Origin of the sequence: uncultured Leifsonia sp., assembly GCF_945957465.1 — a bacterium.
Taxonomy (GTDB): Bacteria; Actinomycetota; Actinomycetes; order Actinomycetales; family Microbacteriaceae; genus Leifsonia.
Genome location: NZ_CAMFLC010000012.1, coordinates 15,407 through 29,754, shown reverse-complemented (window position 1 = coordinate 29,754; position 14,348 = coordinate 15,407). Strand labels below are relative to the sequence as shown.

The 14,348-nt window shown below is 70.2% G+C and carries 11 protein-coding genes; 4 read left to right on the top strand and 7 right to left on the bottom strand.

What is annotated here, in order from left to right; all coding sequences use genetic code 11:
• Positions 1-19: 19 nt before the first annotated feature.
• The 4 genes from Q0Q23_RS07830 to Q0Q23_RS07815 form a co-directional block, all read right to left on the bottom strand.
• Positions 20-1,624: a GMC oxidoreductase gene (locus Q0Q23_RS07830; RefSeq protein ID WP_295121738.1), complete on the bottom strand. Its 1,605-nt coding sequence runs from the start codon at positions 1,622-1,624 to the stop codon at positions 20-22.
• Between the two features lie 25 nt (positions 1,625-1,649).
• The gene (locus Q0Q23_RS07825; RefSeq protein ID WP_295121736.1) at positions 1,650-3,143 is read right to left on the bottom strand and encodes an MFS transporter; all 1,494 of its coding nucleotides are present in this window, start codon (positions 3,141-3,143) and stop codon (positions 1,650-1,652) included.
• A 127-nt stretch (positions 3,144-3,270) separates the two neighbouring features.
• Positions 3,271-4,065, bottom strand: a complete 795-nt coding sequence (locus tag Q0Q23_RS07820; protein ID WP_295121734.1) for a TIM barrel protein — start codon at positions 4,063-4,065, stop codon at positions 3,271-3,273.
• Between the two features lie 23 nt (positions 4,066-4,088).
• Complete coding sequence (locus tag Q0Q23_RS07815; RefSeq protein ID WP_295121732.1) at positions 4,089-6,887, bottom strand: alpha-L-rhamnosidase; 2,799 nt, start codon at positions 6,885-6,887, stop codon at positions 4,089-4,091.
• 89 nt (positions 6,888-6,976) lie between these two features.
• Between Q0Q23_RS07815 and Q0Q23_RS07810 the strand changes: the two genes are divergently transcribed.
• On the top strand, positions 6,977-7,642 hold the full coding sequence (locus tag Q0Q23_RS07810; protein WP_295121730.1) for a TetR/AcrR family transcriptional regulator: 666 nt from the start codon (positions 6,977-6,979) through the stop codon (positions 7,640-7,642).
• An 18-nt stretch (positions 7,643-7,660) separates the two neighbouring features.
• Here the strand turns inward: Q0Q23_RS07810 and Q0Q23_RS07805 are convergent, their stop codons facing one another.
• Positions 7,661-9,118: a hypothetical protein gene (locus tag Q0Q23_RS07805; RefSeq protein WP_295121728.1), complete on the bottom strand. Its 1,458-nt coding sequence runs from the start codon at positions 9,116-9,118 to the stop codon at positions 7,661-7,663.
• 1 nt (position 9,119) lies between these two features.
• Positions 9,120-10,283 (bottom strand): FAD-dependent monooxygenase, encoded by a 1,164-nt coding sequence (locus tag Q0Q23_RS07800; RefSeq protein ID WP_295121726.1) that lies wholly within the window; start codon positions 10,281-10,283, stop codon positions 9,120-9,122.
• 168 nt (positions 10,284-10,451) lie between these two features.
• On the opposite strand from Q0Q23_RS07800, the gene Q0Q23_RS07795 reads away from it, so the two are divergent.
• Both Q0Q23_RS07795 and Q0Q23_RS07790 read left to right on the top strand, forming a co-directional pair.
• Positions 10,452-11,327, top strand: coding sequence for a LysR family transcriptional regulator (locus tag Q0Q23_RS07795; protein WP_363316245.1), 876 nt, complete (start codon positions 10,452-10,454; stop codon positions 11,325-11,327).
• Between the two features lie 195 nt (positions 11,328-11,522).
• Positions 11,523-11,963, top strand: coding sequence for a DUF805 domain-containing protein (locus Q0Q23_RS07790; protein ID WP_295121724.1), 441 nt, complete (start codon positions 11,523-11,525; stop codon positions 11,961-11,963).
• Between the two features lie 68 nt (positions 11,964-12,031).
• Here Q0Q23_RS07790 and Q0Q23_RS07785 read toward each other — a convergent pair whose 3' ends face one another.
• Entirely contained in the window at positions 12,032-12,655 is a 624-nt protein-coding gene (locus Q0Q23_RS07785; RefSeq protein ID WP_295121722.1) for a TetR/AcrR family transcriptional regulator, read from the bottom strand.
• 116 nt (positions 12,656-12,771) lie between these two features.
• Here Q0Q23_RS07785 and Q0Q23_RS07780 point away from each other — a divergent pair, with 116 nt between their 5' ends.
• On the top strand, positions 12,772-14,298 hold the full coding sequence (locus Q0Q23_RS07780; protein ID WP_295121720.1) for an MFS transporter: 1,527 nt from the start codon (positions 12,772-12,774) through the stop codon (positions 14,296-14,298).
• The last annotated feature ends 50 nt before the right edge of the window (positions 14,299-14,348 follow it).

The following is a 14,348-nucleotide window of genomic DNA, read 5'->3' as shown; positions in this document are numbered from 1 at the left end:
CTCAGGTCTCGTGGGGTGCTCAGTGCGCGATCTGCGCCGTCTCGGCGGCCGCGGTCAGCCGGCGGACGGCCTCACGGGCTCCGCGGACGGCGATCGCGACGCTCATCAGGGTGGGGTTCATGGCGGTGGCGGTCGGGATCAGCGCGTTGCCGCCGACGACGAGGTTCTCGTAGCCCCAGACCCGCGAATACGGGTCGGCGACCGAGGTGCCGTCGTCCTCCTCGCCCAGGCGCATCGTGCCCTGGAAGTGGAGGCTGGAGCCGTTCGGCAGCAGCCGCGGCTCGGCGACGAACGTGCCGAGCGCGTTCCCGGCGCGGCGCAGCCGCTGAGTCGCCTCGGCGATCTCCGCCCGCTCCGCCTCGGTGAGCTCGTACGTGATCGTCATGTTCGGGAGGCCGCGGTAGTCGGGCTCGTCGTCGTCGAAAGTCACGGCGTCCTCGAAGCGGGGACGCTTGCGCATCCCGTAGCCCATGTTCACGTAGCCCCAGCGGTTGCCCGCCGCCGGGTGCTTCGGGTCGAGCGGGAACGGCGGGTTCTCGACGTACATCACCTGCAGCGAGAACGGGTGGCCCGGCTCCGAGAAGGGGATGCGGTTCACCGCTGCCACCGGGTCGGCCGGATTGACCGCACGACGGGCGTGCTCCCGCGCGAGGTCGTCCTCGGTCGCGAAGCGGCCCATCCTCTCGCCATCGAGGGCCACGGTGGAGATCACGACGGGATGCTCGGTCAGGTAGTGCCCGAGCGCCCGCGGGCGGATGCCCGACGCCCAGAGCAGCTGCGGGGAGCGGAAGGCGTCGGCCGCGACGACGACGAGGTCCGCATCCACGGCGTGGATTTCGTGGCTGCGCAGGTCCTCGACGGTGACACCGGTCGCGCGGCCGTCGGTGTGCTCGATGCGGCGCACCAGCGAGAGGTCGCGCAGCTCGAACCGCTCGGCGAGAGGGCTCGCAGGGTCGAGCAGCGGGCCGAGGACCGTGTTGGTGCCCGCCCACCGCATCGTGCCGTCGGGTTGCGGGTCTCCCGCGACGGGCAGTGTGCTCGGTCCGTAGCCCTCGGGCAGCTCGCCGGCGAACTCCTCCGCCAGCAGCGACCGGATCGCCTCGCCGATCGCCGAATCGGCGAACGCGGCGGTCTGCACGTGCAGCAGCCGGACGGCCTCGGCCAGCAGGTCGTCCCTCTCCCCGTCGGGGATGAACGGGATGCGCTCGCTGAACGCCGGGCTGGGCGTCGCGCCCGTCCAGTGCGCCCCCATCCCGCCGACGTTCGTCGAGGCGGCGGCCGCCGGGAAGCTCTCCGCGTGCGCCGAACCCGGGCCGCCGAAGTCGAGCAGGTGCGTCCCGCCGCGCGCGGTGAACATCCCCTCCGCGACGACGGAGGACGGGATGCCCAGCGACTCGCGGAAGGCGCCGGCCTGCGGCCCCTGCGACCGCTCGCGAGCCCGCTCCTTCTCCTCCGGGTCCGGGATGTTGCGCACGTTCTCGCCGGCGACCGCGGTCAGCTGCGGACCCGCCTCGAACATGATGACGTGCGCGCCGGGCAGCGCCTCGAGCAGCAACCGGGAGTAGGCGGCTCCGATCGGGCCGCTTCCGACGACGGCGACGGTCGTCTCCGGTGGGGTGGTCATGGTGGTCTCCTGTGCGGTGCGGTGGTCAGGTGGTGAGGGACGCGGGGGCGGCGTCGGGGGCCGGAGCCCGGTCGTCGGACAGCCTGCTGTTCGGGAGCAGGAGGGACGCCGCGACGCCGACGAGGTAGGTCACGGCGAGCGCGATGAAGAGCGGCACGAAGACGGCGTGGTAGGCCTGCGCGATCTGCTGCTGCGCCGCCGCATCCTGGGCGTGCACCACCGCCGGCGTGAGGGTCGCGGCGTCCAGGCCGGGCGGGAGGAGCGCGATGACGCTCGTGCCGATGATCCCGCCGATCAGCGCCGTGCCGACCGTGGCCCCGACCTGGCGCACGAGGTTCGTGGTCGCGGTGATCGTGCCCGTCTCGCTGCGCGGGACGGCGCTCTGCACGACGGCGACGATGAGGCTCATGAACGCTCCCGTCCCGAGGCCGACGACCGCCATCGCCACGGTCGGCGCCCAGAGCGGAGATCCGGCCGGGAGCAGGGCCATCGCTCCGAGGCCTGCGGCCCCGAGGGCCGTGCCGATGAGCGGATAGAGGCGGTAGTGCCCGGTGCGGCTGACGAGCCAGCCGGTCAGGAGGTTGCTGACCAGCATCCCGAACACCGTCGCGATCGGCACGAGGCCCGAGACGGTCGCCGTCGTCCGGTACGCCATCTGGAAGTAGGTGGGCAGATAGGCGGTGATCGAGAACAGCCCGATGCCGACGATGGCCGAGATCAGGGTGCCGGTCGCCACGGTCCGGTCGCGGAAGTGGCCGAGCCGGACCAGCGGCTCGGCGGCCCGGGTCTCGACGACGAAGAAGGCGGCCAGTGCGACGGCGGCGATCACGAACTCGGTCGCGGTCCCGGCCGCCTGCGACCCGTCGCCGACCCCGGTCACGGCGAGCACGAGCGCGACCAGCCCGATGGTGAGCGTGACGGCTCCCGCGACATCGAACCTCCCGGCACGGCCCGGCTCGATGTGCGGCACGGCCACGAGCGCGAGCGCCAGCGCGACGATACCGACCGGGGCGTTGATCCAGAACACCCACGGCCAGCCCCAGTAGTCGGTGATGACGCCGCCGAGGACCGGCCCGATGAGGATCGCCACCGGGAAGGCGGCGCCGATGATCGCGAGGTACTTCGGTCGCTGCCGCGGCGTCGTCGTCTCGGCGATGATGGTCTGCGACATCAGCTGCAGGCCGGCCGAGCTCATCCCCTGCACCACCCGGGCGACGATCAGCCAGACGATCCCGTTGGCGAAGCCGCAGGCGACCGACGACACGATGAAGACGGCGACCGAGGCGATGAACACCGCGCGGGGCCCGATCCGGTCGCCGAGCTTGCCGAGCACGGGCAGGAGGACCGTGCTCGCCAGCGTGTAGCCGACGACGATCCAGCTCATGTGCTCGAGCGCCCCGAGCTGCCCGGCGACCGTGGCGATCGCGGTGCTCACGACGGTGTTGTCGAGCGCCCCGAGGAACGACACGACGAGGAGGGAGATGACGAGGAGACGGAACCTCACTGGCGAGAGCGGCATACGCGAGACCCGAACGATCGGGGGATCGACGCGACGGTTTGTGCCCTCGCCGCGACATCGCGGTGAGGAACGGGCCGGAGCCCCGACGTCATTGCCAGTCTAAGACAGACTTAGGTATATTTTCAACCTAAGCACCGGCTGTCGCGAGGTTCACTGCCTGGATGAGCGAGCGGATCACGGCCACGGCGGACGGGAAGTCGGTGGAGGGCACGAACTCCAGCTGCACCGATCCCGAGTACCCGGTTGCGACGAGTGCGTCGAGCCACCGGCTCCAGTCGACCGCCCCCGTGCCCGGCTCCTGGCGTCCGGGCGCGTCCGCGAGATGCACGCAGGCCAACAGGTCGGCCCCTGCAGCGAGCTCGGCGGCGAAGTCCTCCCCCTCGCAGAACGAGTGGTAGGCGTCGTACAGCCAGCGCAGCGACGGGTCGTCGACCGCCCGGATGAGCTCCTGGCAGTCGGCGTTGCGGTCGAGGAGCAGACCGGGATGGTCGACCCGGGTGTTCACGGACTCCAGCAGCACCGTGATCCCCGAACCGCGGATCCTTTCGACCGCCCGGGCGTAGACCTCGGCGAGACGGTCCAGCTGGACGCGCCGCGACTGCCCGGGGAAACCCAGCCCCGAGTCGACGATCACGAATGGCGCACCCAGCGAACGGGCGTTCTCGACGGTCCGTTCCAGACCCCCGAAGAACGCCTCCAGGTCGGCGTCCGGCCAGGCCACGTCGGTGCGCGGCTCGGCGAGGACGGACATCAGCCGCGTGCCTGTGGCCTCGAGTGCCGACCGGATCGCGGGAAGGTCCTTGTCGAACGTGGTCCACAGGTCGACCTGGTCGAAGCCGGCCGCCCTCGCTGCCTCGATGCGCGCCGGGAAGGCAGTGATGTCCGGGAAGTTCAGCTCCAGGTTGGCGGTCAGGGTGAGCATCGGTGTTCTCTCCTTCGTTCAGGTCAGCGGGCGGCCGGGACGAACAGCCGCAGCTCCTCGTCGATCGCGGCCTGGGTCCGCCGGGGCAGGATGAAGAGCTCGACGCCGAGCGCGACCCCTTCCTCCCAGCGGGTGCGCGTGCGCAGAGCCTCGGCTGCGTGCGGCGCGTGCGTGTCGAGCGCCGACAGCACCGCCCGGTAGGCCGCGGGGTCGTCGACGATGTCGGCCAGGTCGGACTCCATCGACAGATGGTCGATCGAGGGCCGCCGCTGAGCCCCGTCGACGACCGTCCACTCGTGGTGGCCGGCCGGCACGTCGAAGGGGTCGCGGCCGTCCGGCAGCAGAACGGTCGCCGACGTGTTCGGCGGTACCAGGGCGCGCACCCGAATCTCGTCGCCGTCGCGCTCCCACTCGACGGATGCCCGGCCGTACGGCGTGGTCCGGACCGCAGACGCGTGGGTGAAGCCGGGCAACGGCACCGGAGCGACGCGGAGGGTGCGATACCCCGGCTCCGCCGCGCTCAGGCCGGCGAGCGATCCGTAGAGCCAATCGCCGATCGCGCCGAATGCGTAATGGTTGAACGACGTCGACGCCGGACTCGGCGAACCGTCGGGCAACAGGGCATCCCACGCCTCCCACGTCGTGGTGGCGCCGACGGCGATCGGGTACAGCCACGACGGGCACTCGGTCTGCGTCAGCAACCGGTCGGCCGCCTCGAGCTGTCCCGTGCGGCAGAGCGCTTCGACGACGACCGGGGTGCCGAGGAAGCCCGTCCCGATCCGGTAGCCGTTGCGTCGGACCAGGCGTGCCAGGTGGACGCCCATCAGGTGTTCGACCTCCGGGCTCTCGGCCAGCCCGAAGGCGATCGCCAGGGCGTAGGCCGCCTGCGCGTCGGAGCTCAGGCGCCCGTTCGCCGTGACGTACTCGCGACCGAAGGCATGCTTGATCTCCTCGGCCAGCCGCTCGTAGTACTCCGCGTCCTCCCGTTCCCCGAGGAGGGCCGCAGTCCGGGCCGCGATGCCGGCGGACCGGTAGAAGTACGCCGTCGCGACGAGCTCCTTGTCGGCCTTCGCGGCTGTCGGGTCGTCCTTCGGCGCCGTGGGATCGAGCCAGTCGCCGAACTGGAAGCCGCCCTTCCACAGGCGGCCCTCACCGGCGCGCTCAGCGACCAGCTCGACCCACGCCTTCAGGCTCGGGTACTGGCGTTCGAGCACCGTCCGGTCGCCGAAGCGCTGGTACAGCGTCCAGGGCACTCCCACCGACGCGTCGCCCCAGCCGGCAGTGGGTGCGGTGAAGAGGCCCATGACGTTCGGGACGATGAACGGCACGATCCCCGCAAGGGCCGCCTGCTCGTGCGCGACGTCGCGCAGCCAGCTCGCGAGGAACCCGTCGACGTCGAAGAGCGCTGCAGCTGTCGGCGCGAACACTTCGATGTCGCCCGTCCAGCCGAGCCGCTCGTCCCGCTGCGGGCAGTCGGTGGGAAGCGACACGAAGTTGCCGCGGGTGCTTCGGACGATGGCATCGTGGAGGCGGTTCACCAGCGGGTCCGACGTCTCCAGCCAGCCGATCCGCTCCAGGTCGCTGGAGATCACGACGGCCGAGATCGCTTCGGAGGGAAGCTCGCCGGGCCATCCCTCGACGCTCGCATAGCGGAAGCCCCGGAACGTGAACCGCGGCTCCCAGACGACGGGCTCGCCCGCCGAGACGAAGGAGTCCGTGGCGGCTGCTCCCCTCATCGAACGCGTGTCGAGCTCGCCGCCGCTCAGGATCTCCGCGTGGCGGAAGACCAGCTTCGTGCCATTCGGCAGGTGCGCGCGGACACGGAGCCGGCCGACGATGTTCGCGCCGAAATCGAGGATCGTCGCTCCCGAAGGGGACGCCGTCACGGACACCGGACGCAGTTCGTCGATCTCCCGGACCGGCGGCGCGATCCGGGGCTCGGGCACGGGCGCAGAGCGCGTCGCGACCGCGGACCATCCCTCGTCGTCGAAGCCGGGGCTCGACCATCCCGCCCGCTCCCGGCGGGCGTCCTCGTGCTGCCCGGCGTAGAGTCCGGCCTCGACCACGGGTCCGTCGCCGAAGCCCGTCCAGTCGTCGTCGGTGTCGAACACCGCGACCTCTCCGTCGCGATACTCGACGACCAGGTGCAGCGCCGCACCGGGCTGGTCGCCGTAGAAGGTGGTCGCGTCGTCGCCGAACCCGTAGCGCTGGGCGAACCAGCCCGCGGCGAGCTCGATGCCCACAGCGTTACGGCCCGGCCGGAGCAGACCGGTCACATCCTGCGTCTCATGGATCAGCCGCCACTGGTACGAGGTCCATCCGGGCTTCAGCGTGTCCGCATCCACCGCTGCTCCGTTGATCTCGACCTGGTAGACCCCCTGAGCCGTCGAGTACAGCGTCGCAGAAGCGATCTCCTTCTCGACCGTGAACTCCGAGCGCAGCAGGGCCGGCTGCCCCGGCCGCGTCGACTCGGACAGGGCGATCATCGATGCCGTCCACTCGTGCGGCGCGAGGAAGCCGGCACGGATGACGCGCTCGCCGCTCCAGGCGGAGACCGAGCCGTCCGTCCCGCCGACACGGACCCGCACCACGCGCTGCTCGCGCGGACGCAGCGGCGGGAACGGCCACGGGACGCGCACCGACTCGTCGCCCTCGGTCCGGACGACATCGCCCCCGCTCTCGACCTCCGCCCACGCCTGACGCCAGCCCGGCGCGTCGGTCTCGGTCGCCCAGGTGAGCTGCGGCTCGGGCGTCGCCACGAAGGCGGTGTCCCGGCGGTACTCGACGCTCGTGATCGAGACGATGGGCGGATGCGCGGCCATGGTTCCCCTTCGAAGCCAACCAACTGTTCAGTTGGGTAATAGTATCCCGGTAGACGCTCGACGCAACAGCAGCCGGAGGAGACGACGAGATGGCAGCACCGACGGATGCGACGACTCCTCCCTCCGACCGCGCTGCTGCCACACGCAAACGCATCCTCGCCGCCGCCCGCGCCGAATTCGCCGAGAACGGCTTCGGCGGCGGCAGGATCGACCGGATCGCCGTCGGCGCCGGAGCGAACAAGGAGCGCATCTACGCGTACTTCGGCGACAAGCGCGCGCTCTTCGTGGCCACGGTCGTCTCGGTCATCACCGAGGTCGCGGAGACGATCGGCACCGACGCGGAGGGCATCGTCGACTTCGCAGGACGTGTCTACGACTTCATCGCGGGACACCCCCAGAGCCTCCGCCTGCTCTCCTGGGCTCGCCTGGAGTCGGACCCGTGGGAGGAGGCGACCGCCCAGCTGCGCGGGCTGCCCGTGCCCGAGGAGCTGATCGCCACGTGGCAGCGGGACGGCGGGGTCTCGCCGGCCTGGGATCCCCGCGACTTCTACGTCATCATCTGGGGGCTGTGCGAAGTGTGGCAGCTCGCACCCTTCCGGGCGGACGGTGACGACGGCCGTACGGACGTGCGACGACGGGAGCTGGTGCAATCGATCGTGCGCGTGCTGGCCGCACGCGACGATCGAGAAGGGACGCCGTGGTCGAACTCGAACGGCTCAGCGTCGGAGGCCGCGACGAGCTCCGACGCCGGCTGACGCAGAACGGCGGGCTGCTCAGCCGTGCTGCGCCCGGACCTCCACGAGGATCACGGACTGCGGCTCGACCGGCACGTCCAGCTCGAGCGTGCCCGAGTCGCCCACCCTCTCGCGGCGGGGCGCCCCGCTCTCACCGCGCAGCGTCTGCAGCCCGATCGAGACCGGCTGCCCGCTCCACGGCAGGTTCGACACCACGATTCGCGCCGTCTCGACACCGGCCGACACCAACCCCTCGCGCTGCGGAGGCAGGCGGAACGCCATCTCCACATGCTTCGTGCCGTACGGCACCCGGAACCGCAATTCGTCGCTCTGCCGTGGCGCCAGTGCCGATTCGGGGGCGACGAAGTTCGCGATGAGGATGCGGATCGTGTCGCCGTCACGGCTCGCGGCACAGGCGAACCCGGAGTCGTCGCTCCCGCTCACCGCGAGCCGTCGACCGGACAGCGCGTGGCCGATCAGCGAGAAGGCGACCGCCTGCACGTCGGCGTCGCGACCGTCCGTGAAGATTCCCGCCGGGTCGACGACGTCGTAGTGCGGATCGGCTCCGCTGTCCGCCCGGAAGAAGATCGCCGAATCGAGCGGAGCGTCCTGCTGATGGATCGCCGACGCCGCCTGGAACGCCGCTCGCTCGTCCGACGGGGCCTCGGACGTGGGGATGCCGAGGTAGTTCCAGTAGGACAGCATCAGCTCGGTGTCCGCGAACCCCTGACGGTCGAGCAGCTCCCGCAGTTCGCGCGCGACCACCGGGACGTCCATCGGATCACGGGTGGCGTCCGCGAACCAGAGGAACGAGAAGAAGTCCAGCGGCAGCTTCCGTTCCCGGACGAAGGAGAGGAAGCCCTCGCGGTACGGCGAGTCCGGGTTGAGCGGGAACGCCAGGGACGGCCCACCGACGATCAACTCGTCGCCGACCCGCCCGGCGGCCCGCGCGAACGCCTCGTACATCTCGAAGAACTGCTCGGGCGTTCCCGAGAAGTGCAGGAGTCCGAAGTCGGGCTGATCGCCGAACTCGAACATCCGGATCGGCCGCTCCGGACCGTCGGCCCATCCGCGCGCGTAATGGCGGACGATCCCCTCGACGACCCTGCCGTATTTCTCCACATCGGCCGCGGGGCCGGTGCCGGACGGGATGGCACTGGCGAACGTGAACAGGACCTCGGCGCCGCTCGCGTGAACCGCCTCCACCCACCGGTCCGTCGCGGCGAAGTTGTAGCTCGCCGGATCGGCCGGGTCGGCCTCCCAAACCGGGAACAGGCTCAGCGGGTTGTCGGTCGTGTCGAGCCGGGAGACCCAGTCGTAGGAGCGCACGAGCGTCACGCCCGCGTCCGTCCAGAACGGTGTCACGTCGGGGTAGCCGGGGTGCTCCGGGACCGGGCCGGGGATGCCGGCCGCGCCACGAAGCGGCTTCCACTCGCTGACGGCCTGAGCGTCGACCTGAAGAACCCGGACCGCGTCATCCACTCGTGTCTGCCGCATGTCAGTACCCCTGCGCCAGGAACCGGTTCGAGAACTCGTTCGCGATCGGCTCGTCGGCGGCCAGATAGTCGAGCCGCCGCTGCAGGGCTTCGGGCGTGACCGAGTCGAACTCGGCGAGCATCGCCTGCGTCGACAGCTCGTGGATGACGCGCACCCGCGGGAGCCGGCGCGCCATGAAGGCCAGCTGGGCGTCGAGCAGCGACTGGTCCTTTCGCAGTTCCTGGGCGAGGACGACGCCGTCCTCGATGCTCATCGCGGCCCCGGAGCCGAGGTAGGGGGTCATCGCGTGCACCGCATCGCCCATGATCATCACGCGGCCGCGGAACCAGGGATACGGAACCCAGGTCAGCGAGTACGGCGAGTAGGCGACGTTGTCCGAGTCCAGGATGTGCTCGATGGACTCGGACATGAACTCCGAATCGCCCAGGAGCGCCCGCGCGCGGTCGTACATGATCTGCCGGAACTTCTCGGGGTCGTGCCGCGGGCGACCGGTCTCGGCGACGGTCAGCACCATGTACATCTGGCCGCCCGCGAGCGGGGCGAGCACGATCTTGCCGCCGTGCCCCTGGATGAACATGGTGTCGGTCAGGCCGGGAGCGAGCGGCAGAGCGCAGCGCCAGGCCACTCCCCCGGCCGGCGTCGGATCGAACCGGCTGCCGAAGTAGTCGTGGCGGATCTGCGAGTGGATGCCGTCGTAGCCGACGACGAGGTCGTAGCGCCGGGTCTCGCCGTCGCTGAAGGCGACGTCCACGCCGTCGGCATCCTGCGTCAGCTCCACGACGGTCGTGCCGAGGCGGAGGTCGCAGCCGACCTCGAGCGCGCGGGCGGTCGCCGCCTCCAGATACTCCAGGCGCGGCATGATGATGTTGTGGTCGGCGCGCCCGTCGGTGTGCCCGTAGTCCAGATCGCAGACGTGCCGACCCGTGGTGTCGTAGTACGTGATCCCCGTCGTCACATTGCCGAAGGCGAGGCACTGCTCGAGGAGCCCGATCTCCTCGATCGCCTTCAAACCGTTCGGACGGAGCCCGAAGCCGACGCCCTGCGCGGCGGTCTCGTTCTTGATCTCGATCACGTCGACCCGGGCGCCGGTCTGCGCCAGGGCGATCGCGGCACTCAGGCCGCCGATGCCGGCTCCGACCACCAGGATCCTCTGCGGGTTCACCATCTGCATTCCTCACCAGCCGCACAACGGGCGTCCAGCACCCGGCCCACCTCGGCGTGAGCATCGGCACCCTTCCAGTGTTACGCTGCCGACGCACCCAAGGAATCCGATTTCACCGATGACGCTTATCAGCCTGACCGATGGGAGGCGGCGACGCTCGACCTCAATCTCCTGATCGCGCTGGACGCCCTCCTCCAAGAGCGCAGCGTGACGAAGGCCGCGAGCCGCCTGCAGCTCAGCCAGCCGACGATGAGCGAGTCATTGCGGCGGCTGCGGGTGCACTACGACGACGAACTGTTGAGCCGACGAGGCAACAGCTACGTCCTGACGCCGCTGGCGGAACGTCTGACCTCGCAGCTCCCCGAGTTGCTGTCGTCGGTGAGCCGGGTCCTCGACGTGCGCCTCGCCTACGATCCGCTGCACACGGAACGGGTGTTCAGCCTTGTGGCGTCGGACGCCCACCAGGTGACGTTCGGTCGCACCCTCGCCGAGCTGATGGCACGGGAGGCGCCCCGCAGCGTGCTCCGCCTCCACCACAGCACCGAGCAGTTCATCGCACAGCCCGACGTCGTGCTCCGCGGCGTCGACGCCCTCATGCTGCCGCAGGAGCTGCTCTCCGGGATGCCGCACATCGACCTCTATTCGGACGCCTGGGTGTGCGTCGTCTCCGAGGACGGACCGTACGGCGAGGAACTCAGCCTCGACGAGATGCGCCGGGCCGCCTGGGTCCTCCCGTACGTGCGCTCCTCCAGCGCGTCATCCCTGCACGCGCAGTTCCGGGGCGCGGGCATCAGGCCGCACGCCGCGATCGTCATCGAGAACTTCGTGACCCTTCCCGCCCTGATCGCCGGCTCCGAACGCATCGGCATCGGCCCGAGACGCGCGCTCGAGACGATGCACGGCTCCGGCATCCGCACCGCTCACAGCCCGTTCGACCTCGGAACGGTCATGGAGTCGCTGTGGTGGCACCCGATGCACGAGCGCGACGCGGGGCACATCTGGTTCCGCTCGGCCGTCGCCCGGGCCGCGCGCGAAGCGGTCGACTGACGGCCATCCCCTTCTACGAATACGCGGGATTCGTCACGAATGCGCGGATTCGTGGCACGAATGTCGGGATTCGTCACGAATGCACTAGCCCTGCGAAACGACACGCCGCGACACAATGCGCGCGCCCGCGGCCGTCGATGCGCTTGACTGTGGCCGTTCCCGCTCGACGCACCGCACCGCTCGAAAGGACCCACCATGACCGCACCGCAGACTCCCGCAGCCGCCCCGCTGGACCAGCCGCTCTACGGCGCATCGTTCGGGGAGGCGATCCGCCGCTTCTTCAAGAAGTACGCCGACTTCACCGGCCGGGCCAGCCGCAGCGAGTTCTGGTGGTGGTACCTGTTCGCCATCATCATCGGGGCCGTCTACGGGATCCTCCTGTCGTCGCTCGGAACCCTCGGCAACGGCGGCAGCGGACTCGGGGCCTTCGGCTGGGTGCTGGTGGTGCTGTACTCGCTCTGGGGGCTCGCCATCCTCGTGCCGAGCCTGGCGCTGATCTGGCGGAGGCTGCACGACGCGAACCTGGCCGGCCCGTTCTTCTTCCTCGGCTTCATCCCGCTCGTCGGATGGATCATCCTGCTGGTCTTCTATCTGCTGCCCTCGAAGCCGGAGGGCGCACGCTTCGACCGGCGCTGAGGTCGACCGGCGCTGAGGCGACCGGCGCTGAGGCGACCGGCGCTGACGTCGACCGGCGCTGAGACGACTCAGCTCCCGGGCCGGATCCCCACCGCCGGCAGCAGCACGCCGTCGATGAGCGACAGCAGGTAGTCGCGATCGACCGGCTGCTGCAGGATGAGCACCCGGTAGGCGGTCATCGACGGCACGATCATCGCGAGCGTCTCGACATCCGTGTCGGCGGGGATCTCGCCGCGCTCGATGGCGCGCTGCATGAAGAGCCGGTTGAGGGAGGCCCGCGGCTCGACGATCGCGGCCGTCACCGCGTCCACCAGGTCGGGGTCGCGGGCGAGCATGGAGGTCAGCCCCGCCATGATCTGCAGCTTGCGCTCGCCGTCTTCGATGGCGTGCGGCCTGATCATCGCGACCAGGTCGCCGCGCAGGGTGCCCGTGTCGGGCAGGTGCTCGAAGTCGATGTCGTTCTTCTTCATGCAGGCGACGGCCTCGACGACCATCTCGCCCTTGGAGGCCCACCGCCGGTAGACGGTCGCCTTGCCGGCCTTGGCACGTGCCGCGACCATGTCCATCGTCATCCGGTCGTAGCCGGTTTCGGCCAGGACCTCGAGGGCGGCGTCGAGGATGTCGGCATCGCGCGAGTGGTCGCGCTTGCGGCCGAGCCGCGGGGCGGACCCGGTGGTATCGAGCTGCGTCATTGCGGCTGTCCCCCTGGTGTCGGTTTCCGGTGTTTCCATTTCGCTTCGACCATTCTAAGGTTAATTTTAGAACTCAGTAGATCCGAAACTGTTGAGTTTCGTATATGCTGGCCCGCATGACCCAGACTTCCCCCGTTCCCCCGGTCGCGCCCGCGACCTCCGGCGGCTCCGCCCCGCACTCGCGGCGCTGGTGGACGCTCGTCACCGTCGCCCTGGCTCAGCTCATGGTCGTGCTCGACTCGACCGTCGTGAACATCGCCCTCCCGTCCGCCCAGCAGGACCTCGGCTTCTCGAACGCCGACCGCCAGTGGATCGTCACCGCCTACTCGCTCGCCTTCGGCAGCCTCCTGCTCCTCGGCGGCCGCATCTCCGACCTGATCGGCCGCAAACGCGCCTTCATCATCGGTCTCATCGGCTTCGCCGGAGCGTCCGCGCTGGGCGGCGCAGCCGGCACGTTCGGGATGCTCGTCGGCGCCCGCGCCCTCCAGGGGGCGTTCGGTGCGCTGCTCGCCCCGACCGCTCTTGCCGTGCTCACCACGACGTTCACCGTCCCGAAGGAACGTGCCCGCGCGTTCGGCATCTTCGGCGCGATCGCCGGCGCGGGAGGCGCGGTCGGCCTGCTGCTGGGCGGTGTGCTGACCGAGCAGTTCGACTGGCGCTGGAACCTCTACATCAACGTCTTCATCGCCATCGCCGCGGTGATCCTCGCCACCGTCTTCGTCACGGCCGGTCACCGCAGCGAACCGCGCCCGAAGCTCGACATCCCCGGCACGATCCTCGCTTCCGGTGCACTGTTCTCGCTGGTCTACGGCTTCTCCAACGCCGAGAGCGACGGTTGGGATTCGCCGCTGACCTGGGGCTTCCTCGCCGCATTCGGTGTGCTGCTGATCGCGTTCGTGCTCTGGCAGCGGCGCGCGACGCACCCGCTCCTGCCCCTCCCGATCGTGCTCGACCGCAACCGCGGCGCCTCCTACAGCTCGATCCTCATCGCCGGCTCCGGGATGTTCGGCGTCTTCCTCTTCGTCACGTACTACCTCGAGACGACGCTGAAGTTCACGCCGATCCAGACCGGTCTGGCCTTCCTGCCGATGATCGTGATGCTGGTCGTCGCCGCGCAGTTCTCGACGAACCTCTTCGTCCCCCGCTTCGGTCCGAAGGTGATGGTGCCGATCGGCATGGTGATTGCCGGCTCCGGGATGCTGCTGCTGACCCGGCTGGGCGTCACGGCGAACTACGCCACCGAGATCCTGCCGGCGCTGATGGTGATGGGCGTCGGAATGGGCTCGATCATGCCGGCGGCGATCCAGACGGCGACGCTCGGCGTCGACCGTCACTTCGCCGGCGTGGCCTCCGCACTGGTGAACACGAGCCAGCAGGTCGGCGGCTCGATCGGCACCGCCCTGCTGAACACGCTCGCCGCCACCGCGCTCACCGACTATGTGTCGGGCCACCTGCCGCCGACGCCGCAGGTGCTGCAGGAGGCCGCAGTGCACAGCTACTCGACGGCGTACTGGTTCAGCGCGGGCCTGTTCGCCTTCGGCGCCGTGCTCTCGGCCCTGCTGTACCGGCGCCGCAAGCCGGCCCCGGCCCCGGCCCCGGCACCCGAAGCCGCCCCGGAACCCGAGCCCCTCACCGCCCCCTAAAGCCCTTCCGCCGCCCGCGGCGAAGGGCGCGCGAAGGGCGCCTAACTGCC